Annotated in this window: 23 protein-coding genes; 12 read left to right on the forward strand and 11 right to left on the reverse strand. The window is 43.2% G+C overall.

Translation table 11 applies throughout. The features are described 5' to 3' along the window. Nucleotides 1–109: 109 nt before the first annotated feature. Nucleotides 110–1,657 (reverse strand): DUF3360 family protein, encoded by a 1,548-nt coding sequence (locus R7041_RS01940; RefSeq protein WP_005378441.1) that lies wholly within the window; start codon nucleotides 1,655–1,657, stop codon nucleotides 110–112. Between the two features lie 454 nt (nucleotides 1,658–2,111). Between R7041_RS01940 and R7041_RS01945 the strand changes: the two genes are divergently transcribed. From R7041_RS01945 to R7041_RS01970, 6 genes are all read left to right on the forward strand, one after another. Continuing rightward, complete coding sequence (locus tag R7041_RS01945; RefSeq protein ID WP_017820023.1) at nucleotides 2,112–3,587, forward strand: hypothetical protein; 1,476 nt, start codon at nucleotides 2,112–2,114, stop codon at nucleotides 3,585–3,587. A gap of 264 nt (nucleotides 3,588–3,851) precedes the next feature. Continuing rightward, nucleotides 3,852–4,622 (forward strand): ABC transporter ATP-binding protein, encoded by a 771-nt coding sequence (locus R7041_RS01950; protein ID WP_005378438.1) that lies wholly within the window; start codon nucleotides 3,852–3,854, stop codon nucleotides 4,620–4,622. Nucleotides 4,623–4,705: 83 nt separating this feature from the next. Further along, nucleotides 4,706–5,476, forward strand: a complete 771-nt coding sequence (locus tag R7041_RS01955; protein ID WP_005378437.1) for an ABC transporter substrate-binding protein — start codon at nucleotides 4,706–4,708, stop codon at nucleotides 5,474–5,476. An 81-nt stretch (nucleotides 5,477–5,557) separates the two neighbouring features. Then, nucleotides 5,558–6,298: an ABC transporter permease gene (locus R7041_RS01960; RefSeq protein ID WP_005378436.1), complete on the forward strand. Its 741-nt coding sequence runs from the start codon at nucleotides 5,558–5,560 to the stop codon at nucleotides 6,296–6,298. Between the two features lie 3 nt (nucleotides 6,299–6,301). After that, nucleotides 6,302–6,979: an ABC transporter permease gene (locus tag R7041_RS01965; RefSeq protein ID WP_053303243.1), complete on the forward strand. Its 678-nt coding sequence runs from the start codon at nucleotides 6,302–6,304 to the stop codon at nucleotides 6,977–6,979. Nucleotides 6,980–7,133: 154 nt separating this feature from the next. Further along, entirely contained in the window at nucleotides 7,134–9,857 is a 2,724-nt protein-coding gene (locus R7041_RS01970; RefSeq protein WP_064367977.1) for an ImpA family metalloprotease, read from the forward strand. Between the two features lie 91 nt (nucleotides 9,858–9,948). Here the strand turns inward: R7041_RS01970 and xthA are convergent, their stop codons facing one another. The 5 genes from xthA to dinG form a co-directional block, all read right to left on the reverse strand. Further along, complete coding sequence (gene xthA, locus R7041_RS01975; RefSeq protein ID WP_005378433.1) at nucleotides 9,949–10,755, reverse strand: exodeoxyribonuclease III; 807 nt, start codon at nucleotides 10,753–10,755, stop codon at nucleotides 9,949–9,951. Between the two features lie 95 nt (nucleotides 10,756–10,850). Then, nucleotides 10,851–11,015 carry a pleiotropic regulatory protein RsmS gene (gene rsmS / locus R7041_RS01980; RefSeq protein ID WP_005378432.1) on the reverse strand — a complete coding sequence of 55 codons (165 nt, stop codon included), beginning with the start codon at nucleotides 11,013–11,015 and terminating at the stop codon, nucleotides 10,851–10,853. Beyond that, nucleotides 11,015–11,560, reverse strand: coding sequence for a primosomal replication protein (locus R7041_RS01985; protein WP_005378431.1), 546 nt, complete (start codon nucleotides 11,558–11,560; stop codon nucleotides 11,015–11,017). Before R7041_RS01985 ends, rsmS begins: the two co-directional genes overlap by 1 nt. Next, a complete protein-coding gene (locus tag R7041_RS01990) occupies nucleotides 11,557–12,342 on the reverse strand; it encodes a sulfite exporter TauE/SafE family protein (RefSeq protein ID WP_005387866.1) in 786 nt (261 codons plus the stop codon). The genes R7041_RS01985 and R7041_RS01990 overlap by 4 nt, the downstream gene beginning before the upstream one ends. A gap of 14 nt (nucleotides 12,343–12,356) precedes the next feature. Then, a complete protein-coding gene (gene dinG / locus R7041_RS01995; protein ID WP_064367979.1) occupies nucleotides 12,357–14,432 on the reverse strand; it encodes an ATP-dependent DNA helicase DinG in 2,076 nt (691 codons plus the stop codon). 517 nt (nucleotides 14,433–14,949) lie between these two features. On the opposite strand from dinG, the gene R7041_RS02000 reads away from it, so the two are divergent. Continuing rightward, a complete protein-coding gene (locus R7041_RS02000) occupies nucleotides 14,950–16,029 on the forward strand; it encodes a porin (RefSeq protein WP_005378424.1) in 1,080 nt (359 codons plus the stop codon). A 76-nt stretch (nucleotides 16,030–16,105) separates the two neighbouring features. Continuing rightward, entirely contained in the window at nucleotides 16,106–16,783 is a 678-nt protein-coding gene (locus R7041_RS02005) for a DUF2057 family protein (RefSeq protein WP_017634732.1), read from the forward strand. Nucleotides 16,784–16,868: 85 nt separating this feature from the next. On the opposite strand, the gene R7041_RS02010 is transcribed toward R7041_RS02005, so the two are convergent. Next, entirely contained in the window at nucleotides 16,869–17,570 is a 702-nt protein-coding gene (locus tag R7041_RS02010; RefSeq protein WP_064367982.1) for a pseudouridine synthase, read from the reverse strand. Nucleotides 17,571–17,881: 311 nt separating this feature from the next. Here R7041_RS02010 and R7041_RS02015 point away from each other — a divergent pair, with 311 nt between their 5' ends. Then, the gene (locus tag R7041_RS02015; RefSeq protein WP_064367983.1) at nucleotides 17,882–20,107 is read left to right on the forward strand and encodes an NADP-dependent isocitrate dehydrogenase; all 2,226 of its coding nucleotides are present in this window, start codon (nucleotides 17,882–17,884) and stop codon (nucleotides 20,105–20,107) included. Nucleotides 20,108–20,290: 183 nt separating this feature from the next. On the opposite strand, the gene cspD is transcribed toward R7041_RS02015, so the two are convergent. After that, entirely contained in the window at nucleotides 20,291–20,509 is a 219-nt protein-coding gene (gene cspD, locus R7041_RS02020) for a cold shock domain-containing protein CspD (protein ID WP_005378407.1), read from the reverse strand. Between the two features lie 704 nt (nucleotides 20,510–21,213). On the opposite strand from cspD, the gene clpS reads away from it, so the two are divergent. After that, on the forward strand, nucleotides 21,214–21,534 hold the full coding sequence (gene clpS / locus R7041_RS02025; protein ID WP_005378419.1) for an ATP-dependent Clp protease adapter ClpS: 321 nt from the start codon (nucleotides 21,214–21,216) through the stop codon (nucleotides 21,532–21,534). 50 nt (nucleotides 21,535–21,584) lie between these two features. After that, nucleotides 21,585–23,852 carry an ATP-dependent Clp protease ATP-binding subunit ClpA gene (gene clpA, locus R7041_RS02030; protein ID WP_005387879.1) on the forward strand — a complete coding sequence of 756 codons (2,268 nt, stop codon included), beginning with the start codon at nucleotides 21,585–21,587 and terminating at the stop codon, nucleotides 23,850–23,852. A gap of 133 nt (nucleotides 23,853–23,985) precedes the next feature. Here clpA and infA read toward each other — a convergent pair whose 3' ends face one another. From infA to aat, 3 genes are all read right to left on the reverse strand, one after another. Then, complete coding sequence (infA, locus tag R7041_RS02035) at nucleotides 23,986–24,204, reverse strand: translation initiation factor IF-1 (RefSeq protein ID WP_001040192.1); 219 nt, start codon at nucleotides 24,202–24,204, stop codon at nucleotides 23,986–23,988. An 81-nt stretch (nucleotides 24,205–24,285) separates the two neighbouring features. After that, nucleotides 24,286–24,987, reverse strand: coding sequence for an arginyltransferase (locus R7041_RS02040; protein ID WP_005378346.1), 702 nt, complete (start codon nucleotides 24,985–24,987; stop codon nucleotides 24,286–24,288). Next, entirely contained in the window at nucleotides 24,984–25,691 is a 708-nt protein-coding gene (aat, locus tag R7041_RS02045; RefSeq protein WP_005387881.1) for a leucyl/phenylalanyl-tRNA--protein transferase, read from the reverse strand. Before aat ends, R7041_RS02040 begins: the two co-directional genes overlap by 4 nt. Before the next feature lie 39 nt (nucleotides 25,692–25,730). Between aat and R7041_RS02050 the strand changes: the two genes are divergently transcribed. Further along, nucleotides 25,731–26,207: a glycine zipper 2TM domain-containing protein gene (locus R7041_RS02050; RefSeq protein ID WP_005378348.1), complete on the forward strand. Its 477-nt coding sequence runs from the start codon at nucleotides 25,731–25,733 to the stop codon at nucleotides 26,205–26,207. Nucleotides 26,208–26,243 lie beyond the last annotated feature (36 nt).

Here is a 26,243-nt window from a genome sequence, read left to right on the forward strand (position 1 = left end):
TTAAACTAAAATTTTTTTGCAAACCTTAAACTAAATCAATAAATCCTCAAAAATCTCGATAAAAATGGGGTAGCGACGAGCGCTACCCACAAATTTCTAGACTGCTAGCTTATAGCCAAGCTTGGATGCCATACTGGCCTTCAAGCATACCAACTGCAAGCATAGCAACTAAACAGATAACAAGTACGCTTACTGGGATCACAATCTTGTCTACAAATGATAGGCGAGACGCGCGCTCTTTATCTCCAATTAAACCGTTGTTATCTAAAAGCATAGTTAGTGCCCAAGCTAGAACTGGGTTAACAACGGCAGAACCAAAGATACAGATACCTGCTGCTTGTGAGTCTTTCGAGTCCTTCACCATCTGCATGCCAGCTTCAAGCAGTGGTAGAGATACACCAACGAGAAGAGCAACGCGCATAACTGGAGGCCATACTGCAACGTCCATAGGAAAACCAAGGATTGCAACAATAATACATAGAGAGCCTAGTAAGATGGCACCAGCAGGAATAGGGCGTTTCGCGATTGCAGCAGGGATCATGTAAGTCCCCCAAGATGATGTGATGTTACCACCACCCACTGCAGTACCGACCATTTGGCGAACGGAACACATTGTCATTGTGTCATCAACGTCCATCAGCACTTTCTCACTCTTACGTGGGTAGTTCATCTCTTGGAAGATACGGTGACCCAAGAAGTCAGGTGACCACATTGCTACCGCAAGAATGGCGAATGGTAGTGAAGCGATGAAGTGTTCCATATTAGGAAGACCAAGCATCCAACCTTCTTCTGTTGAACCCCACCAGTAGATTGGATTTAGGTTTGGAAGGCCTGTCTCGGTTACGAATTTAATATCGAAGCCTGCGCCAAGAGCCAGTGCGATTGCAAGCCCAGTGAAGGCACAAACAGGGATCGCTAGCCAGCGTTTGTTCACTTTAGCAAGGAACGCGTATAAGCCAATGGTAACCGCAAGAACAATCAGACCGATGTAACCCATGCTACCAGCGGCAACCGTATCGGATTGCAAACCAACAGCCCAAGCTTGAATAGAGTTAATTTGGCTCATGGTTCCGGTTAAACCTAGGAAAATAAGAAGGCCACCAGCCGTACCTTCAGAGGTGAGGTTAACCAGTTTTGACCCACCTTTTAAGAGGCTCAAAATCAAACCAAACACACCAATGAGAATTGCTAATGCAAGAGGGTGAGCACCAGCAAGAGCGATGGTACCAATAAGAGGGATCATTGGGCCGTGGTTGCCTGCTAGGTTGGCTTTAGGGTTAATAAAACCAGAGGCAAGTACACAGAAAAGAAGTGCAGGGATGAGCATTTCTACACGCGCAACTTCGATAGCAAAGTCCTTGCCTAAGTTTACGTGGTCCCATGCTGCAGTAAGACCTTCAGCCCAAGACATCATTACCGCAGAGTACATTGCGATAATACCGATAGTACCAGCAAGTGCTGGAACAAGGTCTTCAAGCTCAAAGCGGAAGTCACGACCTGGTAAGTTCAAGCCAAAACGACGTGGCTTCATGATTTGTAGTTCGTGGTCTAGGTAGTCTGAACGGCTTGCGAACTCAGATGCTGGACGATGAAGCTCACGGTAGCTCTTGGTCTCGATATCTGAATCAGAGTGCGTTTTGTTAACTGCGTCTGACATAGATTCCTCATATATTTAAAAGTTATGAATTCTTCATTCAATTGTGTTAATCCGCATCCTGCGGGCACGCTTATGCTAGCTATTGTTAGATTTGTTACACGTCGACACTGTGCCTAAGCATAGCTAATAACTTATTGTGTTGAGGCACAAAAAAAGCCTCATCTTTTGGCAGGAGTCTAGCAAGATAGCCATTTAGGGTGATTGATTTAGATCACTTTAAGAATGGTTGTGAAATAAAACTACAGAAAGTTTCTGGCATGCGAATGAGATGCGGAGATCTTGTGTAATTTCATTACACAAGTTGCATAAAATTAGAACTTTTTGTCCTTTTGCACGAGATGCAGATTAAATGTCAATATTCACGATGATTATATAAAGCTGGCTTTATTCTTGCTTTGGACAGAGCAAAGACAATTTTTTGGCTAATCATTGCCGCTCAGTTTAGGAAAAAGACATGAAACAGCTTAAAGTACTGCCACTAGTGGCAATCATCTCAGGGTTAATGGTCGGTTGCGGCGGCGGTGGCGGCGGTGGCGGTGGTGCAGCGCCGAAAACTGCGTTTACTTTTGATTTTGCTATACCAGCAACAATGACTGAAAGTGAAGCAACTACGAAAGGTTGTACTGTATATGACCACAAAACTGAGCTGAACGGCGATAAAACGGTTTTAACCTATAGTGCAGCGTCAAAAGAGCAAGTGACCAACTATGTTATCGGTTACTACTCTGATGCCGATGGCAAAAGATCCGGAGACATTATCAAACCTACCACTGATAACTTTAAGTTTTATCTTGAAGATATCCCTGACGGCGGCTTTGTAACGTTTCAAGCAATAGAATTTAACGGCAAAGAAGCTCGCGTAAACACGTTTTCAAAAGAGTTCTTGCAAGATAAGAAACTACGTAATGCTACTTTTGCACTAAACCGAGACTCTTTGAACAAATGCTTTACTGGCGGTAACTTAGCAAGCAATAAGTTTACTAACTTAGATTACCGAAACGCTGAATCAGGTGGCGGAGATTACAACTTTGTCTCGCAAACCGATATTTTCACGTCTCCGAACCCTGATATGTTGCCTACTGATGAACTGATGGGGCTTAAAGGTGAACCAACGGCATTGTTTCAGTATGAATCAGGTTCAAGCGACAAAGCGCTTTACCAATATGGTATTGGTTCGTGGGGAACTGGTGAGATAGCCTTAGTTAGAGCGGATAATACGTCAAACATTTATTCGTCTTCTGACTATACTTACGACTCGCTTAACATTGGCTTTGTTACTAACGGCTTTGCATATGACGCGTTGAAGCTGGATAAAACGGCCGTTGAATATAATCGCCCTAGTGCAACGAATAAAGAAACTTGGGTATACATGGCGTTCTCAGAGAATCAAGTTAATGGTTGGGAGTCTCTACTTAACGAAACGATCTCTGACGGATGGGATATTGACGTTGATCCGAGTGCTTACTTAAATATTGATAACCTGCCGAACACAAAACCAAGTGTATCAACGCAAGGAAGTGCAGAGTCCGTGATTGATCTGGACATGGGCTTAACATCGTCTACTGAAGGCTTTACTCGTGTCGCTTACTTTGCAACTTCAGGCGACTACAGAGTCACACATCGCATTTTCACAACAAGTGATAGTGATTCTGTTGTTGTTCCTGAATTGCATTACTACAACTTCCCAACATCGGCCGTTAACGGTTTGAAGGTTTCAGCTTCGGACGATTTTAATCGCACTGCTTTAGTAGTGAATGAAGATAGTAATATTGATTCTAAAGTTTTCATGAGCTTCTTCTCCAATGGTGAAGCGTCAGAGCCTGAACTAGATGAAGACCTAGATGGCATCATTACTTCTGAAAAAGAAGGCTTAGAAAATGAGGTGACATTACGTACTTCAAACTCGTTGGTAGTCAGTCGTTTTAATTAATTCATTGCGACCTCGAATAGGTTTCAATTAACACTTTTGTAAATTTATTAAGCCCCTTTGAAAGGGGCTTTTTTATATTTAATATTCAACTTTTGAAGAATATGTTGCTATATATTGCATATTAATTTGTCTATCGTATCTTTCTATTCGAATTATTTAGGTTAATAATTTGTTGCAAGTTTCAAGGGGCGGTGCTAATTTGTTCCGAATTAGAGAGGGCGGAGTCCCTTAATTGCAGTGACAAAAACACAGGGAGTAGGGCGCATGAATGATGTACCAGCGCTAGATATAAAAGACCTGCACAAAACATTTGGACAAAATGAAGTTTTAAAAGGCATTTCACTTGCCGCGCACAAAGGAGATGTTATCTCCATCATTGGCTCTTCCGGCTCAGGTAAGAGTACCTTTCTCAGATGTATCAACTTGCTAGAAACGCCTACCGCGGGCGAAATTTGGGTAAATGGTGAATTAATCCAAATGAAGAACAACAGAGCAGGTGAATCTGTTCCTGCTAATGAAAAGCAAGTCCAACGTATTCGTTCACGCCTGGCAATGGTTTTCCAAGGTTTCAACCTCTGGTCTCACCTAACCGTACTAGAAAACGTGATTGAGGCGCCTGTTCATGTCCTAGGCGTGCCAAAAGCTCAAGCGATTGAAAATGCAGAAGTCTTGCTTAAGAAAGTAGGCTTGTATGAGCGTAAAGATTATTACCCTGGGCACTTATCTGGCGGCCAGCAGCAACGTGCAGCTATTGCCCGTGCGCTAGCAGTTGACCCAGAGGTGATGTTGTTTGACGAGCCAACTTCTGCGCTTGACCCAGAACTTGTAGGAGAAGTTCTGGGGGTAATGAGAGATTTGGCAGATGAAGGGCGAACTATGCTGGTGGTCACGCACGAAATGGCGTTTGCACGTGACGTATCAAACCATGTGATGTTTTTACATCAAGGCTTAGTGGAAGAACAGGGAAATCCAGCTAAGCTATTTACAAACCCGGATTCAGAACGATTACAGCAGTTTATCTCATCCATTTACTAATATTTGTTAGGCGGCAGACTATTGCCTCCTAAGCCAACACAACAAACAAAACGAAATAAAATAGCAATCACAGGAGTATGGAAATGAAAAAGTGGTTATTAGCAGCAACGATTGCTGCAACGGCAGTATCAGGTGTTGCCCAAGCGAAAGAATGGAAAACAGTTCGCTTTGGTATCGAAGGTGCTTACCCTCCGTTTAGCTGGACAGAAACTGATGGCTCAATAAAAGGCTTTGACGTAGACATGGCAAATGCACTCTGTGAAGAGATGCAAGTGAAGTGCAAAATCGTCGCTCAAGATTGGGATGGTATTATTCCTTCTCTGCTTGCACGTAAGTACGATGCCATCATCGCAGCAATGTCTATCACTGAAGAGCGCAAGAAAAAAGTCGATTTCACTGGCAAGTACGCACAAATTCCAAATAAATTTATCGCTAAGAAAGGTGCGGGTCTAGATTTTGATAATCTTAAAGATGTCAAAATTGGCGTGCAACGTGCGACGACACATGACAAGTACTTAACTGACAACTACGGCGATGATGTTGAAATTGTGCGTTATGGCTCTTTTGATGAAGCGTATCTTGATCTAGAAAATGGTCGAATTGCTGCCGTTTTAGGTGATGCGTCTGCTCTAGAAGAGGGTGTGATCAACAAAGCAGGTGGCGAAGCTTATGAGTTTGTTGGACCGTCGTTAACCGATCCAAAATGGTTTGGTGAAGGTATGGGTATCGCTGTTCGTAAACAAGACAAAGATCTGACGAAGAAACTCGACGCAGCAATTATTTCACTACGTGAGAAAGGTGTTTACCAAGAAATTGCTGGTAAATACTTTAACTACGATGTGTACGGTGAATAAACCGTAATTAAGCGACCGTTGGCTTGTTCCTAGAAGTAGTCAACGGTCGATTTTTTGAGTTTAGGGATTAGGAACTCACCTATGCTAGATTTACAAGGATACGAAGCTTCGATTTTGAAAGGAGCTTTAGTAACAATAGAAGTTGCAGTGCTTTCACTCATTCTCGCCATGGTCTTAGGCATGCTTGGCGCATTAGCTAAGTTAGCACCTTACAAATGGGCAAGGGCGATTGCCACTCTTTACACCACCGTCATTCGCGGTATTCCAGATTTGGTTCTGATGATGCTGATTTTCTTTGGTGGACAAATACTTTTAAATAACAGCCTTTACTCCATTAACGAAACGCTCAACGAGTGGTTTGCCTCGAGTGATCCAAACCATGAATGGACGTCTTACTTACCTGATTATATTGATGTCAGCCCATTTATTGCTGGTGTACTCACGATTGGTTTTATCTTTGGCGCCTACATGGCGGAGACTTTTCGTGGAGCGATCATGGCGGTGGACAAGGGTGAATTAGAAGCGGCGAAAGCTTATGGGATGAGCTCTGCTTTATCGTTTAGAAGAATCTTGCTTCCTCAGATGATTCGTCATGCATTACCTGGATTTGGTAATAACTGGTTAGTGTTACTTAAGACCACTGCGTTAGTTTCCATTATTGGTCTGGATGACATGGTGAGAATGAGCTCATTGGCAGCAGGTACGACCAAAATGCCGTTCACCTTTTACATGGCTGTCGCGCTCATCTTTCTATTTTTTACCAGCGTTTCGACCGGGCTACTCAAGCTTGTTGAGCGTAAGTTCAGTATTCATGCGAGGTAAGTTATGGACTTTTCTTTGATTATTGAAAGCTTTCCAACTTATCTTCAGGGACTTTGGACAACAGTTTGGTTAGTGGGATTAGCGTTGGTTATTGGCTTGTGTGTCTCTATCCCATTAGCCGTGGCACGCAATAGTACCAATTACGCTCTAAGCTTACCTTCTTGGGGATTCATTTACTTTTTCCGTGGAACGCCGCTATTGGTTCAGCTGTATTTGATTTACTACGGCATGGATCAGTTTTTCCCTGTGAAAGATACCTTGTGGGAGAACGCTTGGTTCTGTGCTTTGGTCGCTTTTATTCTGAATACATCGGCTTACACCGCAGAAATTATTCGTGGTGCGATTAATGGTTTGCCGAAAGGTGAGGTGGAAGCTGCGAAAGCCTATGGCATGAGTAAGTTTATGACATACAGACGTATTATCTTGCCGAGTGCATTGCGTCGAGCATTACCAGCTTATTCCAACGAGGTCATATTTATGCTGCACGGAAGTGCAGTCGCGGGCATCGTTACCATCATGGATTTAACTGGTGCTGCGCGTCTAGTTAACTCGCGCTACTATGCACCATTTGAGTCTTTCCTGACGGCGGGGCTGTTCTACATGGCACTGACGTTTATGATTTTGTGGTGTTTCAAAGTGGCAGAGAGGCGTTTCTTAGCTTATCTACGTCCTTTAAGCTAATTATCAATAGAGGCAATAGCACCGGAATGGGTGCTATTGCTTTTGATAATTTTGTTATCTTCATTCCTATTTTTCCAGCCGATATAAAAGACTCTTTCTTATTATTCATTAACTTACATTAACATTCGGTAAACTCATTGTTTAGTAAGTAAAAATGAAAAAAACAACTCTATCGTTGGGCATTGCCGCCTTAGCCACAGGATGTGGTGGGGGAGAGGGAGAATCACAACCTAATGCTCAAGTAAAACCAACGCCAGCTCCAGTTCAACAAGCTCTGGAAACGGGTAATGCACTGCTCGTTTCTGACCCGAGCGATTTCATTCGTAAAAGTCATCAGGTTGTGGAAGCTCACAAGATGCAGTCGAATACGATCAAATCTGCAATTGCGAAAAGCCTTTCAGGTCTTTATTGGGATCCAACCCATGATGCCGCGATCTTGGCACCTCAGTATGGCTTCAACGACACCATCTTGATGACCAATAAGGCCATGGCAAGCGGTTACAAAGATCAAGCGCTGTCAATTGGCGTTGCCGGGGAAAAGTCTAATGGTCAACGTTACGCACTATTAGGTAGTAACCCATTTAGAACGGCACAACGTTTTCCCGACTCTTCCAACGCAGCGATGACGAAATGGTTAAGTAACCTGGTCACTTGGTTGTCGGGCGGAGTTACTTCAAACGTCGTCATCGCGCAAATGGATCAGTCTTATTACTTTCCGGATGAGCAAGCGACTCGGAATTGGCTGAAAGACAATGTTTCACAAGAGTTGGCGTTTAACGAGGCCAACCTATGCGATGGTTCGAAGCTACTTAGCTGCTTGCAAACCAATACTCCAAACTTATTGATCTTGTCACAGCATCTGCAATCTGGAGATACCAACAAACCAGTACTCGAAGCTTTGGAATACGCTAAGCAAGCCCAAATTCCTGTTCTATACCTGCATTGGGATGGAGGACTAACTGAACTTGGCCAAGACATTTTGGAAAAATTCCATGTTGATTATGTGGGAGATAACTATTGGCGTAAGTTAGGCTTGGTCGACTGGGAACCTTCATCGTTGATGAACGTTGTGCCGGACTCTGTCATCACACAACAAGCGCTGTTGTCTCGTTTTGAATCTCAAAATTTCAACGTTGACTTGTCAAAGTGTGATGACAAATCCTGCCCTGACACTGCGAATATGGACAGTCAATTTTATGCAGGGGCAAACAGCATTCGCCATTGGTTGCAAAAGCTTGATGAACAAAAAGTAGATTTGTTTAATCAAAACGGCTACCAATACGAAAAACTCATGGTATTGCTGGCCGATCATTATCGTCAAACGGTTGTCTTCCCGATGGACAAACAGTCAACCCAAACGACCGAATTCCTAAAGTCGTACTTTGCCGATTACGTGCAATACAACGGCCGAAGCGTAAACCCAAAACAACCAAATATGGGGAACTTCAGCCGTAGTGAGTTTAGCCCTGAAATAAAGAGAATCAGTGCAACGATTAATATGGAATCAAAGCGTAACTTCCGTTCGGCTGGTGTGTATGCGCTTCCTGGGGAAACCTTTACGGTTAAACGTAATGACAGCAATGATGTGGCGACTAAGATTGTCATCAACACTTTAAGAAGTGGTGCAACTCATGAGTTCAGCAAAGATGGATACACACGACCAAAACTGCTGACTTCATTCGGCTATGAAGTGAAGCCGGGTGAAACCATCACGCTGACTTCTCCTTATGGTGGTCCAGTACAGGTTCACTTTGACAAAAATGATGTTCCGGTTGAACTGAAATTTAATCATGTGGCACAGCATCCAGTTTGGAGAAGTGAGAAGGACAACGACGCTTTTATTCAACAGTTAGAAGCCAATTTATTCGATTGGGCTGAGCTGATCACTCCTGGGTTTGAAGTACACTCAAAGCGCGACAAAATGTTGGAGTCGGTCAACGATGAAATGTGGTCTACCCCTTCGGAAATGGCGCTTGCAACAGAAGAATATGTTCACAACTACCCGCATGTGCTGGCAGGTTTCCAAGGGCCGGGTATCGATGAGGTTCCGGAAATTATCCAGTATGCCAAAAATCAAGGTTGGGAAATCGCTAATATTGATATAGTTAAGCACATGAACGCTGACCAAGCGACGTGTGGTTATGGTTGTTCGGGTAACCCTTACGATGCTTACTGGTCATTCAGCCCACTCGGTCACGGTGATTTACATGAGCTTGGCCATGGTTTAGAAAAAGGTCGATTCCGATTTTCAGGCTGGGAAGGGCATTCAACGACCAATTACTACTCGTATTATAGTAAGTCTCGTTTCTTCCAGAATACGGGGAAAGTTTCAACTTGCCAAAGCTTGGATTTCAAAGGCCAGTTTGAATTATTGCAAGCTAGCCGAACTCAAGCGGATCCAAACGCATACATGGCTGCGCAAAATCAAACCAGTTGGGGTTGGGGCGCTCGTGTTTACATTCAAATGATGATGGCGGCGCAGCATGAAGGTGTGCTTAAAAATGGTTGGCATTTATTGGCGCGCTTGCACCTGATTGAACGTGAGTTTAACCGCTTAAAATCGGACGATGCGCTTTGGGATGAGAGACGATTGAGTATTGGTTTCGCCAACTACTCTCGGGAAGAAGCAAATAGCATCTCGAACAACGACTGGTTGCTTATTGCTCTGAGCTACATTTCTCAGCGAGATATGACTAACTATCTCGATATGTGGGGGTTCTCGTTCACAGAAAAAGCGAAACAGCAGGTTGTGGCGCTGAATCTACCGCCGATGCCGCTCACTTACTTTGCAAGTAGTAATACAGGCTACTGTCTGAACGAATTTGCTCAAACACCGATAACTATTGATGGTCAAACGGTTTGGCCGCTGAATCAGTGATTAACTGGTAATTTGTATGAAAAGGGAGACTGAGTCTCCCTTTTTATTGGACAAGCTTAGCGTTGAGTCTCGCTTATAGCTTTGCAATATATTACTTAAATGTTGACCAGATTGGTGCGTGATCTGAAGGCTTCTCGATACCACGAAGCTCATAGTCGATACCAGATTCAATACACTTTTCCGCTAGAGAAGGGGTTGCCAAAATGACATCAATTCGTAGGCCACGGTTATCATCAAAACCGCGAGAACGGTAGTCAAACCACGAAAATTGATCGTTCACCTCTGGGTATAGCTTACGGAAGGTGTCCACAAAGCCCCAGTCTAGTAAGGTTTTCAACCATTCGCGCTCTTCAGGTTGGAATGAACATTTACCTGTTTTTAGCCAACGTTTACGGTTTGGCTCGCCGATACCGATATCTGCATCAATAGGGCTGATGTTGATGTCACCCATAACAATCAATTGCTCGTCGTTATTGTGATGATCGTTTAGGTAGGTCATCAGATCTTTATAGAATTGGCGCTTGTATGGGAATTTGGTTTCGTGGCTGATGTTATCCCCTTGAGGGAAATAGCCGTTTAGCACAGTGACCTTTTCGCCGTTTTCATTTAAAAACGTTGCCATGATCATGCGCTTTTGATGTTCCTCGTTATCCGTCGGGAACCCTTTTTGTACGTGTAGAGGCTCTTGCTTACAAAGCATTGCTACGCCGTAATGTGCTTTTTGACCATGAAAATACACTTTGTAGCCCATGGCTTCGACAGCTTCAATCGGGAATGCTTCATCGTGAACTTTAATTTCCTGAAGACCAATCACATCAGGTTGGTGTTTGTCGATTAGCGCTTGGAGTTGGTGCAGTCGCGCACGTAGTCCATTGATGTTAAAGCTGATTACTTTCATTATTTATCCTTTTTGGGGCGTACTTTTGTATGAATAGTATCATTGTGTAAGAGCACTGAAAACGAGTCTCGGTGAAAGGAGTGAAACGCTCTGAGCTACTTTGCTTTTAATTTGTTTTCTAAGTCGTTTTGCACGATCTTTAAAGCGTTAAGCGCAACTTCTGGATCTATCTCATTGCTCTCAAGCAAATAGATTAAATCGACAGCCAGTTTGATCTCTTCAGGTGCGTCATCTAAAGGCGAGGTTGGTTGATCAGCCATTATTGATGTTTTTCCCTATGTGTAATTTGGTTCTCTAGCTTAAGAAGTGCTGCTTCACAACGCGCTAAACGTTGCTCGGTTGCTAGTAATACTTTTTGAGCGTCGGCACGCATAAAACTAGGAGCGCTTTCGACAGCACGTTCTTTTTCTAACACCATCTCGCGCAAGCGTCTTGCCCACTCTTGATGTTGAGCGAGCTCCTGATAAAGCACGTTGATAGGCTTACGGAAATGGCTGCTATGTTTGATTTCATTCTTACGAATTTTAGTGGTAGAAATCTCGCGTTGAATCGCACCGATTTGCGCCACTAACCGTTCAGTGAGGTACTCAGCACGCAAAGCGGTGAGCTTACCTTCATTTTGCTCACGCACAATCGCATCCAGCGTGGCTTTTGCTTCTTTTACGCAAGGAGTAAGTAAGCGAGAGCGGCAACCAAATAAACGCTCATCAAAAAGCGGAACATGATGTTCGCCTCTTTGACGGTCAAGAACAGCGGCTTGCTTCGCCATTTGTTCTAGATTTTCCTGGAGTTGAGAAATGTTCATGACAAACCTACAAACCATGCGTCATAAGCCAATTTAATAGCTAGTATGCTGACGACAGTAACAAATACAGGACGAATGAATTTAGAACCAAATCTAATAGCGGAGTGCGCGCCAACAAAAGCACCAGCCATTAAACATACTCCCATTGTTAAGCCTAGCACCCAGTTGATATGTCCGAGGAATGCAAAAGTGATCAAAGAGGTAAAGTTACTGGTAAAGTTCATTGCTTTTGCTAAGCCAGAGGCGAGCAAGATATTCAGCCGGTACAGGGCCATTGAACTTACTGTCCAAAAAGCCCCAGTTCCAGGCCCTGCGAGTCCGTCGTAGAATCCTATGGATAAGCCTTGCATGTACTGTTTTTTATGAAGTTTTGGGCAAGGCTCGGGTATTGGACTTTGATGAGCAGAGTGGGGTGTTTTATGAAAAACGGTATACAACGCTGCCGCCAAAATAACAAGCGGCAATCCTTTTTCCAGCCAATCCGTACTAATCGCATCTACAAATAGCGTACCTAATGTCGCTCCGACGAGTGTTGCCACGAATGCACGCCGCCAGCATTGAGGTTTGAATAGACGTTTTTTGTAGTACGTAAATGCTGCAGTAGAAGAAGCAAAGGTAGCGGCAAGTTTATTGGTGCCTAGTGCAATATGAGGCGGCAAGCCTAGCGAAAGTAGAGCAGGTACGGTAAGCATGCCACCACCACCGGCAACTGCATCAATAAATCCTGCGACAAAAGCGACAAGCGCCAACACCAACAGCATGGTTGGCTCAATCATTTCCATAAATGGTGATTCTTCTAATATTCTATTTTACGTTTAAATGGAGGTAGTGAGTCGATTAAGGCTTGTCCGTATCGCTTAGTGACTAGGCGTCGATCAAGAATCGTTACTCTACCAGAATCTCTCTCTTTACGCAGTAAGCGACCTACGCTCTGGATCAGCTTTTTGCTTGCGTCTGGTACAGTTATTTGCATAAACGGGTTTCCTCCTTTTTTCTCAATGTATTCGGAATGAGCCTGCTCAACAGGGGAGGTTGGAACGCCAAATGGAATTTTTGTAATCACCAAGTTTTCAAGTAATTCGCCAGGTAAGTCTAGTCCCTCAGAGAAACTGCCAGTACCAAATAAGACGCTGGTTTTATTTGATTCTATTAGCTTTTTATGTTTTTTTAGAATTTCTTGACGTGAGCTTTCACCTTGAACTTGCAACGCCCAGCCTTTTTTTATGAACTCCGAAGAGAGTGCCTTCGCGACTTGGTTCATCTGCCAATAGGATGAGAATAATACTAAGTTGGCTTTCTTGTCTTCCAAGTACTTAGGCAAGATCTCAATAAGATATTCAGTAAATTGAGGCGCTGGTGGTTCATATTTCATCGCAGGGATGAGTAATTCTGCCTGGTTTTGGTAATCGAATGGTGACGCAAGCGCTAAAAACTGAGTGCCTGATTCTGGTTTTCCATCAATACCAACCTGATGGCAAAAGTAATGGAAAGAGTTTAATGCACGCATCGTTGCGGAAACCAAAATGGCGCCAATACATCTGCTCCAAATCTGTTGGTCGAGTTGCCATCCAATTTCAAGTGGCGAAACACTCACAATGAAATCACCCTCGCGATCGGGGTGGGTTTCTAACCAGCGAGCTAAAGGCGCACCTTTTTCACGAGTTGGTTCTGCCATTAAATGCCATACTTGCGCTAGGTTTTCTAACCTTTGAATGTAGAAACCGAGCTCTGCAAGCGCTGGTTCAGCCAACCTTGTCGCAAGCTCCCCGTCTTTTACTCTTTCCGCAATAAGGTCGGCAATTTTTGCCACGCTCTGATTTGCTTTTTTACTGAACTGTTTTAGTTCTTTGGATTGGTTCTCTAGCCACTCAGGTAGTTCACCGTGTTCGAAGCGGTAGACACCCTCTTCAAATTGAGCTGGGTCGAACTGTTTGGGCAATTGAGTCAGTGCCGGTATCAAGTTCTGAACCGAGTCTTGAAGGTCGTTGCGAAATCGAGCTACGCGTTTCTCGTCTGCGAGTGATGAAAACTTACTAATCGACTGATTTAACTTCTCAAGCCATGCTGCCGCGCCTTTTAAACTCGCAGATGCTGAAGCATGGTCACGAGCGACGTGAGGTAAGTGATGTGCCTCGTCGAAGACGTATATTGTATTTTCTGGCTCAGGTAAAATCACGCCGCCACCTAAATCTGCGTCTGCCATGACGAGAGAGTGGTTAGCAATGATGACATCGTTTTTATCCAACTCTGAGCGCGCTTTTTGGAATGGGCAGCCGCGGTGGCCAGGTAAACTGTTATTGCAACTGTGTTTATCACTGACAATCAGTTGCCAAAGCTTATCGTCGATGGGTTTAGGCCAAGAATCACGGTCACCGTCCCATTTACCTTGCGCAAGAGAGCGATGCATTGTTTCTAACAGCTCTATATCTTTTTGCTTAGGTTTGGTTTCAAACATGGCTAACTGGCCACCATCAGCACCGCTAGCAGTCGCGAGCTTTTCTGTACAACAATAGCGTTGACGGCCTTTTGCCAAAATAAAAGAAAACTCTCGGTCGGTAATCCGACGAAAAAGAGGGAGGTCTTTATTTATGAGCTGCTCTTGCAGAGCGACGGTCGCCGTTGAGATAACCACTTTTCTATTGTTATGTACAGCCACGGGAATGGTCGCCATTAGATAGGAGAGCGATTTACCAATTCCAGTCCCTGCTTCTGCAACGAGTATTCGGTTAGATTTGTGATACTGACCGCACAGCGTTTTTGCAATCTCTGCAACAAGGTAGTTTTGTGCTCTTCTAGGCACAAAGTTATCAAGTTGATCTTGAAGGTTTTGATAGCTATTACGAATCGATTTTTGAATGTTACTGGTCAGCATACGGGCCTCAAATGCGTTGGAGGCGAATAGTAGCACACATCACTAGTTGTACAGTAGTTCACAAAACGGAATGCTTTTATAAGGAATGTAGATCTCCTTCACAAAAAAATATTGAACCTAATCTTAATGAAATTAATTTCATTATGTGAAAAATATAAAACTCCAACTTGGTCTGATTTGTGGGTTTTTATTCTTTTTTTTTTGTTTTTTTAAATTTACTTATTGGATTAAAAAACCATTTGTTAATAATTTTGTAAATTACAAATAATAATGGAGATTGGTTAGATGTTCGTCGAATAAATAAAGGTAAACTTATCAAGTTGTTGTTTTATAATGGTATTTTGTTTTTTTTACATTGGTATTTAGAAAATTTGACAGCCAGAATAATCTTTTGCACTCTTAGCTCCAGATTTTGAGGAGGTGCTGTATAACGTTTTGTTAACGCTCTACCTCAAACATATAAAAAAAGGGAACCGGACAAGGATATCCCGAACTAAGAAAAGGCAGTGGATTAATTATGAAAAAAACTCTATTAGCACTAGCTGTAGTTGCGTCTGCAACTTCAGTGAACGCAGCTGAAGTATTCAAATCTGAAGAAGGTTCTGTAGATTTCTACGGTCAGCTACGTCCAACTCTTCTATTCACAGAAAAAACTGATCACACAGCAGAGCTAAACACTAGCTCTTCTCGTACTGGTGTGAACGCGGTTTACGTTGTTGACGAAAGCCTAAAAGTTCTGGGTGAAGTTGAAATCGGTGTTGCTCTAGGTGACAACTACGACGCAGGTGCTGATTCAAGCGAGCGTACAGATGACTCTGTATACGTACGTCGCCACATCATCGGTTTTGATATGGGTGATATGGGTACTCTTCGCTTCGGTAAAGAAGGTACTTGGGCTGATGACGTATACTTCGCAGATTACTCTTACTTCTTCGGTGGTAACGCAGCGGAAACTGCATACGGTCACGCTTGGAACAACGATTCTCAAATCAAATACGCTTACGAAAATGACGCGTTCTGGCTAAAAGCTGGTTACGCGCTAGGCGAAAAAGATTCTAACGAAGAAGTACTAGAAGTATTCGTTGGTAAATCTTTCAACGACCTATCTCTACACGCTGGTGTACTTACTGCGAACAACGACATCAACGTAACTAAAGAGAAAAAACTAGTTCTTAATGGTGTAGAGCAAACAGTTTCTCACACAGAGCGTACTGATAACGAAAACCTATCTTTTGAAGTAACTGCTGAGTACGCACTAAACGAGCACACTCTAGGTGCTACGTACTACTACAACGAAAACGAAGATAAGCTAGGTAAATCAACAGTTGATTCACACTACATCGTTGTAGCTGGTATGTTCGCTGTTGCTCCTAAAACAACTCTATACTCTGGTTACGAGTACCTAGCTCAGTCTACTGACGAAGCAGGTAAAGTAGACGCAGACTCTTCTTGGTTCTACGCTGGTGTTGAATACAAGTTCTCTAAATGGGCACGTGTATTCGCAGAAGCGGGTTACACTTTCGAAGGTACTGACTTCGACAACAAAGACACAGACGACGCAACTAACTTCGGTGTTGGTGCTCGTTTCTACTGGTAATCAATACCCAGTTTGATATTGTAAGACCCAGCTATATGCTGGGTCTTTTACTATGAAGATAAGGATGAAAAATTCTATGCAGTTATCATTAAAAGTGGCAATGGCACTGTCTATTTTTGCCAGTACAAACCTCTACGCTGCAACGACTTTAGTGGTTCCAGAAGACGTGAAGTTATTGGCCGTCAACATGGAGAAGCCAGATCTAGAAGGTGGTCTTTTTTCTAGTGAGAAGACAATCGAACTACCTGACGGAACGAATCAAATTGTCTTCAAATATCAACCTACATTCGAAATTAACGAAAACCTTAAGACGGTTTACAGTGATGTAATCGTTGCTAAATTTGATGCTGAAAACGAAAAGCTAACGTTTGAACTGCCAGAGTTTAAAACTCTTCGCCAAGCGCAAAACAACATCTCGCCTCTAGATTGGCAATTACTGGATACCAAAGGCCAACCTATTGCTTTGGTCGAAGATGTATTAGAGTCAGATGGTGTTCAAATTGGTCGTAATTACCCTCAAGAATCTCGCAACTACAATATTGCTGGCGGTATCGCGAGTGTTGCCGTTAGTTATGTAACTGTGAATCAGCATCAACAATCAGTAAGTGATATCGAGCCTCGAGTTGAGACTAGTGATACCCGTTCAACAGCCGCATCGAACGACAGCCCAATGGTTGATGTATTAAAGACGATGTACCAGAAAGCGTCTCCGGCGGAAAAAGAGGCATTTAAAAACTGGCTTGCTGAGCAGTAATCCCTTAGTTCATTAGATAGGGCTTAACTGAAAAAGTACGAATCTAAAAAGCAGGCTTTAAGCCTGCTTTTATCTTTTCTGCTTATTAGAGAGAGATTTCTCTCCATTCACCAGGCATTAGGTTGTTAAGGACGATATCACCCATCGAATGACGAATGAGGCGCAAAGTAGGGAAGCCAATGTGCGCAGTCATGCGACGTACCTGACGATTTCTTCCTTCAATAATGGTAATGGCTAACCAAGTTGTAGGGATATTTGCTCGAAAACGGACCGGAGGGGTTCTGTCCCAGACTTGTGGTTCTGGAATTACTTCAACTTCGGCCGGTAGAGTCATACCATCTTTTAGCTCTACTCCCTTTCTCAATTTTTCAAGATCTTGCTCCTGAGGATCGCCATCAACTTGAACCCAATAAGTCTTCGGCGATTTTGACTTTGGCTGCGTTAGCTTCGCCTGCAAGATGCCATCGTTAGTGAGTACCATCAAACCTTCGCTGTCTCGGTCCAATCGGCCAGCCGCATAGACATTTTTGATTGGGATATAGTCCGCTAACGTTTTGCGACCATCGCCATCGGTAAATTGACTGAGCGTATCGTAAGGCTTATTGAAAATAATGACTTTACGATCTTTAGGGGCCACTTTTGGCTTTTGGCTTTTTGTTGGGCGATTAGGGCGGCGGTCTTGCTGAGTACGAGTCTTCGAGCCATTGCGAGCTCCTGAGTGTTTAAAATGGCCCGTTTTAGACTGGTTACGACTGCGACCTTTTTCCTGACCTGTACGAGATGACATGTTAACTACCCTGCAAAAATGTAAATGAACTGTGTTTGAAAGTTTTAAGTTTTCTCATGATCGGATATGATTTGCGCGCCTAAAACTAACAAACGCGCACAGAATGATAGACTAATTCGTGTTATTTGTTTAATTATATCAGTGCACTCATGGATTCAGAGCTTAGAGCTTCAAACTACAACAAAGAGTGCGAACCGCATGTGGCGTTAGTGAGGAGACATGTACTGCTAACGTGCAGCAATGCGTCAATTAAACCAACTCAGACGCTGAGTTGATCAGCCAACAAGTTGATTAAAAAATAGGGAAATTTCATGCCTACAGAAAAACCTACAATTATCTACACCATCACTGATGAAGCGCCGGCGCTAGCAACTTATTCATTACTACCAATCATTCAATCATTCACAGCATCGTCTGGCATCAATGTAGATACTCGTGATATTTCACTAGCAGGTCGAATTATCGCTAACTTCCCAGAGCATCTAAAAGAAGAACAGCGCATTGGCGATGCGTTGACTGAGCTTGGTGAACTAGCTCAAACTCCAGAAGCAAATATCATCAAGCTACCTAACATTTCAGCTTCAGTTCCTCAGCTTAAAGCGGCGATTAAAGAGCTTCAGGCGAAAGGTTACGATTTACCAAACTACCCAGAAGAGCCGAGCACGTACGAAGAGAAAGCGATTAAAGCGGCTTACGACAAAATCAAAGGTAGTGCGGTTAACCCAGTACTTCGTGAAGGTAACTCAGACCGTCGTGCTCCGACTTCGGTTAAGAACTACGCGAAGAAAAACCCACACTCAATGGGTGCATGGTCAGCAGAATCTAAGTCTCATGTTGCGAGCATGTCAGACAATGACTTCTTTGGTAGCGAAAAGTCTACAACTATCTCTGGTGCAACAGAGGTCAAAATCGAGTTTGTCGGTAATGATGGTACAGTTAAAGAGCTTAAGTCTGCGTTCCCATTACTAGATAAAGAAGTCATTGATACTTCAGTAATGAAGAAGAAGGCGTTGGTTGAATTTTTCGAGAAAGAGATTGCTGAAGCGAAAGCGCAAGACGTGCTGCTGTCTCTTCATATGAAAGCGACGATGATGAAAGTTTCTGACCCTGTCATTTTCGGCCATGCCGTAAAAGTTTACTACAAAGACGTTTTCGATAAGTACGGTAAGCTGTTTGAAGAGCTAGGCGTTGATGTAAACAATGGCATCGGTGATGTTTACTCAAAAATTGAGTCTCTACCTGAAGCGCAAAAAGCAGAAATTGAAGCGGCCATTCAAGCGGTTTACCAAACTCAACCAGAACTTGCGATGGTTGACTCTGATCGTGGTATCACAAACTTACATGTACCAAGTGACATTATTGTAGATGCTTCTATGCCAGCAATGCTTCGCTCTTCGGGTCAAATGTGGGGACCAGATGGTAAACAAAAAGACACCAAAGCGATGATTCCAGATCGTAGCTACGCAGGTATTTACCAAGCGGTTATTGATTTCTGTAAAGAGCACGGCGCATTTGATCCAACCACTATGGGTAGCGTACCTAACGTTGGTCTAATGGCTCAGAAAGCTGAAGAGTATGGTTCTCACGACAAGACATTCATTCTAGATGCTGCGGGTACTGTTCGCGTTGTTGATGCTTCAGATAACGTACTGTTAGAGCAAGCGGTTGAAGAAGGTGATATCTTCCGTATGTGTCAGGTTAAAGACGCACCAATCCAAGATTGGGTTAAACTAGCAGTGACTCGCGCACGTGCAACAGGTGTTCCAGCTGTATTCTGGCTAGATGAAAACCGTGCGCACGATGCTGAGCTCATCAAGAAAGTAAACGCCTACCTACCAGATCACGATACTGACGGTCTAGAGATTAAGGTCCTATCTCCTGTTGAAGCTTGTAAGTACTCACTAGAGCGTATGAAAGCGGGCCTAGATACTATCTCTGTTACAGGTAATGTTCTTCGTGACTACCTAACAGACTTGTTCCCAATTCTAGAGTTAGGTACGTCTGCTAAGATGCTATCTATTGTTCCATTGATGAATGGTGGTGGTCTATTTGAAACAGGCGCTGGTGGTTCTGCTCCTAAGCACGTTCAACAAGTAGAAAAAGAGAATCACCTTCGTTGGGATTCTTTGGGCGAGTTCCTAGCGCTTGCAGCTTCGTTAGAGCATTTAAGTGTAGCGACAAACAATCCTAAGGCTCAGGTTCTAGCAGATACACTAGATAAAGCGACCGGTGAGTTTTTAGACACCAACAAATCTCCGTCACGCAAAGTGGGTGAGCTAGATAACCGTGGAAGCCACTTCTATCTTGCACTTTACTGGGCGAAAGCGCTTTCAGAGCAAACGGATGATGCGGATCTTGCTGCTGAATTTGCACCAATTGCAAAAGCGCTGTCAGAGCAGGAAGAAACGATCGTTGCTGAGCTAAATAATGCGCAAGGCGTGAAAGGTGAGCTAGGAGGATACTACTTATTAGACGATGCATTGGTTTCTAAATTGATGCGTCCAAGCGAAACCTTTAACGCAATCATTAACAAGTAAGTTAGTGTAAAAACACGTCGTTTTCGGCGTGTTTCCTATCCTGTAAGTGCGTTGTAAGTGTTCCTTTTGTAACACGTGCTCTAAATAGTAAGAAACCCGCTATCTTGGCGGGTTTATTTTTCTCTTCAAAACATCAACGTGGCGTTTCGAGAGCAATATTTTTATATTTCGACAGCGCTCTAATTATTTGGCTTGGCCTTCAAGAGGCACGACGCTACTCGCGTGACAGCCTTTGGGACCTTTTTCAATCTCGTAAGAGACTTGTTGGCCTGCTTTCAGTGTACGATAACCGTCCATCTGGATAGTTGAGTAGTGGGCAAAGATATCTCCCTCTTCTTCATCTGAACAAATAAACCCAAATCCTTTGGCATTGTTAAACCACTTTACTGTACCTGTAGCCATGCTTTACATCCCTCATGCATTTTTTACTGATGTTGTTACTGCAACCAAGTTATACCTTTAACTTGGTACTACCATTGTCAGCGAATGCCAACAAACGTCAAATCAATGATAAGTCACATTCATCAAACCACTTAAAGAAGAGAGGTTTCAAAATGATGATTTATGCATCGACACTTTCCACTGTAGTCAATGAATTTCGACAGTCAATAGCAGTGAGCAACAAACAGAAACATAATTGAAAACAAATCACTTTTGAGATTAACAAATTTGCAAACAGTTTTTCGTATATACGCAGAAGTTTAGTCAATTTGCCTATGAAGTGGCTCATACTGAAAAAGCCATACTGTCCGTGTTGCTTATGGGAGAAGAATCCTCTGACTGAATAAAAAATGAAGTTTTCGTGATAATTACCGTATTCTCAATGAGGAAGTGTGATCCAGATAGAAGATGATGGGGTGGTTTGCAATAGTCCGAAAGCAATAAATAGAAAGTTCTTTTATAAGAAAAAATGTGTAACTTATCGACAAGCATCTTTTATTTGCGCCGTATCAAGACGTGCATTAGTCTCTATATTAGGTAGCAACTTTTATCGATCAAAGATCGAATTCGGTGCCATAACTCACTACACCGCGCTGCATGCTTGTGGTAGATTGTTTTTATAGGTCGAAAACATCAACCCTTTGATACGATATCTTTAGATTGCCATGAGTAAAAATTTTGAATGGGTCACTCCGGACTCTGATCTTCTGGAGCGAGAAAGTACGAAAGTCCAGCCACCTAAGCTGTACAATGTCGTACTCAATAATGATGACTATACACCTATGGATTTCGTCATAGAGGTGCTTGAGCGATTTTTCTCACATGATATTGATAAAGCAACTCAAATCATGCTTCAGGTCCACTATGAAGGAAAGGCAATCTGCGGCACATACAGCGCAGAAATTGCCGAAACAAAAGTAGCGCAAGTTACGATGTACGCAAGGGAAAATGAACATCCGCTACTTTGCACTATGGAGCAAGCGTAAACAAAGAAGACTTGCTCGAACAACCCCAGTTGTTTTTTCGGGAGGTACTTATGCTAAATAAAGAACTAGAGTCAAGCCTTAACGGTGCATTTGCTCGGGCGCGCGATAAACGCCACGAGTTTATGACTGTCGAACACCTCCTACTTGCATTGTTGGAAAATGATGCAGCTAAGGAAGCCCTTCTAGCTTGTAAGGCGGATCTTGACGCTTTACGCAACGAACTCGATATTTTCATCGATCAAACTACGCCTCTTATCCCAGATAGTGATGAGACGCGTGAAACGCAGCCGACTTTGAGTTTTCAACGTGTACTACAACGCGCCGTCTTTCATGTACAGTCGTCTGGTCGTAATGAAGTAACAGGCGCCAACGTGCTTGTTGCTATCTTCAGTGAACAAGAGTCGCATGCCGCTTACTTACTGAAGAAAAATGACATCTCCCGATTAGATATTGTTAACTTCATCTCCCACGGTATTACTAAAGCATCAGGTGCAGGTGAGGATTCATCATCAGACTCGTTTAGCTCAGAAAGTGTTGAAGAGCCTAATTCTGAAGAACGCCTAGAAAGCTTTGCGACGAATCTTAATCAAGTCGCTAAAGATGGAAACATCGACCCACTCATTGGACGTGATAAAGAGTTAGAGCGCACTATTCAGGTACTTTGTCGACGCCGCAAGAATAATCCACTACTAGTGGGTGAGGCAGGGGTTGGTAAAACAGCCATTGCGGAAGGTCTTGCATGGCGAATTGTCGAAGGGCAGGTCCCTGAGGTCATTCAAAACAGCGTGATTTATTCACTAGATATTGGCTCTTTGCTCGCTGGTACCAAATATCGCGGTGATTTTGAAAAGCGCTTCAAGGCGATTTTGAAACAACTTGAAAAAGAAGAAGATGCCATTTTGTTCATCGATGAAATACATACCATCATCGGTGCAGGCGCGGCATCTGGTGGTCAAGTCGATGCAGCAAATCTTATTAAGCCTCTTTTGAGTAGCGGTAAGTTGCGTTGTATTGGTTCGACGACATACCAAGAATACAGCAACATTTTCGAGAAAGAGCGTGCGTTGTCTCGCCGTTTCCAAAAGATAGACGTTGTAGAGCCTTCATTAGATGACACAACTAAAATCTTGATGGGCTTGAAGCCGAAGTACGAAGCTCACCATGAAGTACGTTATACCAATAAAGCACTGCGTGCCGCGGTAGAACTGTCGGCTAAATACATTAATGAACGCCATCTACCAGATAAGGCCATTGATGTCATTGATGAAGCTGGTGCGCGTAGTCGTCTTGCTCCTGCAAGCCGTCGTAAAAAAACGGTCGGAGTGGCTGATATCGAATCAATGGTTGCCAAAATGGCGCGAATTCCAGAGAAGTCGGTTTCTTCTTCAGATAAAGACATTTTGAAAAACTTAGATAGCAAAATGAAGATGTTGGTATTTGGTCAAGATAATGCGATTGATGCATTGTCCGAGGCGATCAAGCTGACACGTGCAGGTTTGGGTGTAGACAACAAACCTGTTGGTTCATTTTTGTTTGCAGGCCCAACAGGGGTTGGTAAAACAGAGGTGACAGTGCAGTTATCTAAGCTTCTAGGTATCGAGCTACTTCGTTTTGATATGTCTGAGTATGGTGAGCGTCACTCCGTAAGTCGCTTAATTGGTGCGCCTCCTGGTTATGTCGGTTATGACCAAGGTGGTTTGCTAACTGATGCTGTTATTAAGCACCCACATTCAGTCGTATTACTTGATGAGATTGAAAAAGCGCACCCTGATATCTTTAACCTGCTGTTGCAAGTCATGGATAACGGTACGCTAACGGACAACAATGGTCGCAAAGCAGACTTCCGTAATGTCATTCTTGTTATGACAACTAACGCAGGTGTGGCGGAAACCGAGAAGAAATCAATTGGTTTGATTCAACAAGACAACAGTCACGATGCAATGGCGGAAATTAAGAAGGTGTTTACTCCTGAGTTCCGTAACCGTCTTGATAACATCATCTGGTTTAACAGCCTTGATGAAAGCGTTATCCATCAAGTGGTTGATAAGTTCATTGTTGAACTGCAAGTGCAACTTGATGCGAGAGGCGTTTCAATGGAAGTATCGCAAGACGCTCGCCATTGGTTAGCACATAAAGGTTATGACAAAGCTATGGGGGCTCGCCCAATGGGGCGTGTTATCCAAGAACAGCTTAAGAAGCCTTTAGCTAACGAACTGTTGTTTGGATCTTTAGTTGACGGCGGTACAGTGAAAGTAACGCTGGTCAACGATACGCTTGAGTTTGAATACTTAAGTGAGAAAGAGACAGCGATGCATTAATCGTTATTCGGTAACAAACGCAAAAGCGCACGAGAAGATCGTGCGCTTTTTTATCTGAACTAAATCGGAAAAAATTGTGCAATAAAAAACGGAGCAGCTTGCTCCGTTTTTTATTGCATCCGAAAATCAGAGATTAACGAGCGCGGAAGACGATGCGGCCTTTTGACAGGTCGTATGGAGTCATCTCTACAGTTACTTTGTCACCCGTTAGGATACGGATGTAGTTCTTACGCATCTTGCCAGAGATGTGAGCAGTCACAACGTGACCGTTTTCAAGTTCAACACGGAACATAGTGTTTGGTAGAGTGTCAAGGACTGTGCCTTGCATCTCGATTACGTCTTCTTTAGCCATTTAATCCTCTTTAGAAATTAGGCAATATTAGCGGGCTATATTCTGCCGCTAAATAGTAATTATGTAAAGTTGAGGCGTATTCTACCCTCGCCAACGCTGATTTACTAGCCTTTGGTGGCGTTGAAAGCGTGTTTTGTAGCTCATTGCTGGGCACTCATCAATCTGATATCCCAAATATAGCCACTGTTGTTTGTTTTCTTGGCAGTATTTAATTTGATAAAGCACTGCTAACGTACCAAGAGATAACTCGTAGTCAGGGTCAAAGAAAGTATAAAAAGCACTCGAGCATTGTGGCATCAAATCTGTCACTGCAATGGCGAGCAATTGATCTGATTCATCGTAAATGTGTAAAAACGACGTTGTCAGCCAGCTGGTTTGAGCAAATCGAGCAAACTCATCACGCTTTGGTGGGTACATAGTGCCGTTTTTATGCCGTTTGCAGATGTACCGACTGTAAAGCTCAAACCATTCCTCATCCATTTCAGGTTTCATTTCCCAGCGTAAAGACTGTGCTTTATTAAGCAGCCTCTTCTGACTTTTTGATAGTCTAACGTCTGGAATCGAGACTCGAATTGGCTGGCAAGCGGTGCAATGCTCGCAATGCGGTTTATATATGGTATCTCCGCTACGACGAAAACCGTTAGCCATGAGCAACTGGTAATTTTCTTCAGTATGCAGCCTTTCATCAAGCGCCACCGCAACCCGCTCTTGCCGTTCAGGCAAATAACTACAAGGGTGATTATTCGTCAACCCTATTCGAATATGTTGTATATCCGTACTCATACTGAATCCTGCAAAACTTGGGGCTGATAGGCATCAAATAGTGTTTGCTTTTCTCTTAAAGATAGTAGTTTTTGCATAAATTCGTCACGCTCAAGTTCAAATGCGCCAAGTGATGCCAAGTGAGAATTCATAACTTGGCAATCGATTAATTGACCTTGCTTTGACGCCAAATGGTTGCATAAGTACCACAATGCAATTTTGGATGCGTTATCTTTTAGACTAAACATCGACTCTCCGCAAAAAAGTTGGCCCACGCAGATGCCATATAGTCCGCCAATCAGGTTGTTGTCATGCCATACTTCTACAGAGTGACAGTGACCAAGTTTGGCTAACTCAATGTAGGAAGCTTGCATTTCCTCGTTGAGCCATGTTTCCTCTGCAGGGCGTGTTGAAGAACATAGTCTAATCACTTCTTCTGTCGCGAAATTGAGTGTTACTTTATAGTTATGTTTACGCTGAAATTTTTTGAGACTTTTAGATGGCTTAAACTGTAATGGGTCAAACACGGCGCGCGGAGAAGGGCTCCACCATAAAATAGGTTCACCAGGACCATACCAAGGGAAAATGCCTTGATAGTAACCATTGAGGATTCTCATGGGGTTTAAGTCACCACCAAAAGCCAGCAAACCATTGGGGTCGCTGAGTGCTTTATAGGGTGAGGGAAAGTTGAACGTTTCATCGAGTTCAGTTAAATAAATAGCCATAAGAAGTCGTTACCAACATTGGAGTCAGAGGAGTTTATGATGACCTGGTTAAGAAATATCGTAAAAGTATGGCTTGGGATCATACTGTTTTTACCACTTGTCGCCAACGCAGCCTATGAAAGAAATGTTGCCAAGCCAGTTAATGAAGTAGTTTACGGGAAGATTGACTCTGTCCGTTATATTACTCAACAAGAGGTTGTTCAATCGAAAAGTAACGGTTGGAAGACACTACTTGGTGCCACTATCGGTGGTTTAGTCGGTAATCAATTTGGTGGCGGTACGGGAAGAGAAGTCGCGACGGCAGTGGGTGCGCTTGCTGGTGCCGCAGTTGCTCAAAACCAAAGTAATTACCAATACACGGTTGAATATAAGTTAGTTGAGCTACTCATCAAAGTGAAGGGTGATAAGCTAATTAATGTCATCCAAGATGTTGATAAAAATATGTTATTTAGTCGAGGGGATGAAGTTCGTATTTTATATTTTGATGATGGAGTCAGGGTTGATATCACTTATTAACCCTAGGTTGTTTTAGTCTAACGAAGCCTAATCAGG

The sequence above is a fragment of the Vibrio sp. 1751 genome (genome assembly GCF_033339895.1).
In the GTDB taxonomy this organism is placed as follows: Bacteria; Pseudomonadota; Gammaproteobacteria; order Enterobacterales; family Vibrionaceae; genus Vibrio; species Vibrio alginolyticus.

Bases quoted from the DNA above. Each gene is read 5' to 3' on its own strand.
- aat (WP_005387881.1), bottom strand. From the start codon at position 25,691: ATGGCTATTTATTTAACTGAACTCGATGAAACGTTCAACTTTCCCTCA.
- R7041_RS02005 (WP_017634732.1), top strand. From the start codon at position 16,106: ATGCAGTTATCATTAAAAGTGGCAATGGCACTGTCTATTTTTGCCAGT.
- clpS (WP_005378419.1), top strand. From the start codon at position 21,214: ATGAGTAAAAATTTTGAATGGGTCACTCCGGACTCTGATCTTCTGGAG.
- rsmS (WP_005378432.1), bottom strand. From the start codon at position 11,015: ATGGCTGATCAACCAACCTCGCCTTTAGATGACGCACCTGAAGAGATC.
- R7041_RS01945 (WP_017820023.1), top strand. From the start codon at position 2,112: ATGAAACAGCTTAAAGTACTGCCACTAGTGGCAATCATCTCAGGGTTA.
- R7041_RS01970 (WP_064367977.1), top strand. From the start codon at position 7,134: ATGAAAAAAACAACTCTATCGTTGGGCATTGCCGCCTTAGCCACAGGA.
- R7041_RS01965 (WP_053303243.1), top strand. From the start codon at position 6,302: ATGGACTTTTCTTTGATTATTGAAAGCTTTCCAACTTATCTTCAGGGA.
- R7041_RS01985 (WP_005378431.1), bottom strand. From the start codon at position 11,560: ATGAACATTTCTCAACTCCAGGAAAATCTAGAACAAATGGCGAAGCAA.
- R7041_RS02050 (WP_005378348.1), top strand. From the start codon at position 25,731: ATGACCTGGTTAAGAAATATCGTAAAAGTATGGCTTGGGATCATACTG.
- clpA (WP_005387879.1), top strand. From the start codon at position 21,585: ATGCTAAATAAAGAACTAGAGTCAAGCCTTAACGGTGCATTTGCTCGG.
- cspD (WP_005378407.1), bottom strand. From the start codon at position 20,509: ATGGCTACAGGTACAGTAAAGTGGTTTAACAATGCCAAAGGATTTGGG.
- R7041_RS01955 (WP_005378437.1), top strand. From the start codon at position 4,706: ATGAAAAAGTGGTTATTAGCAGCAACGATTGCTGCAACGGCAGTATCA.
- R7041_RS01940 (WP_005378441.1), bottom strand. From the start codon at position 1,657: ATGTCAGACGCAGTTAACAAAACGCACTCTGATTCAGATATCGAGACC.
- R7041_RS01990 (WP_005387866.1), bottom strand. From the start codon at position 12,342: ATGGAAATGATTGAGCCAACCATGCTGTTGGTGTTGGCGCTTGTCGCT.
- R7041_RS01950 (WP_005378438.1), top strand. From the start codon at position 3,852: ATGAATGATGTACCAGCGCTAGATATAAAAGACCTGCACAAAACATTT.
- dinG (WP_064367979.1), bottom strand. From the start codon at position 14,432: ATGCTGACCAGTAACATTCAAAAATCGATTCGTAATAGCTATCAAAAC.
- infA (WP_001040192.1), bottom strand. From the start codon at position 24,204: ATGGCTAAAGAAGACGTAATCGAGATGCAAGGCACAGTCCTTGACACT.
- R7041_RS02015 (WP_064367983.1), top strand. From the start codon at position 17,882: ATGCCTACAGAAAAACCTACAATTATCTACACCATCACTGATGAAGCG.
- xthA (WP_005378433.1), bottom strand. From the start codon at position 10,755: ATGAAAGTAATCAGCTTTAACATCAATGGACTACGTGCGCGACTGCAC.
- R7041_RS02040 (WP_005378346.1), bottom strand. From the start codon at position 24,987: ATGAGTACGGATATACAACATATTCGAATAGGGTTGACGAATAATCAC.
- R7041_RS01960 (WP_005378436.1), top strand. From the start codon at position 5,558: ATGCTAGATTTACAAGGATACGAAGCTTCGATTTTGAAAGGAGCTTTA.
- R7041_RS02010 (WP_064367982.1), bottom strand. From the start codon at position 17,570: ATGTCATCTCGTACAGGTCAGGAAAAAGGTCGCAGTCGTAACCAGTCT.
- R7041_RS02000 (WP_005378424.1), top strand. From the start codon at position 14,950: ATGAAAAAAACTCTATTAGCACTAGCTGTAGTTGCGTCTGCAACTTCA.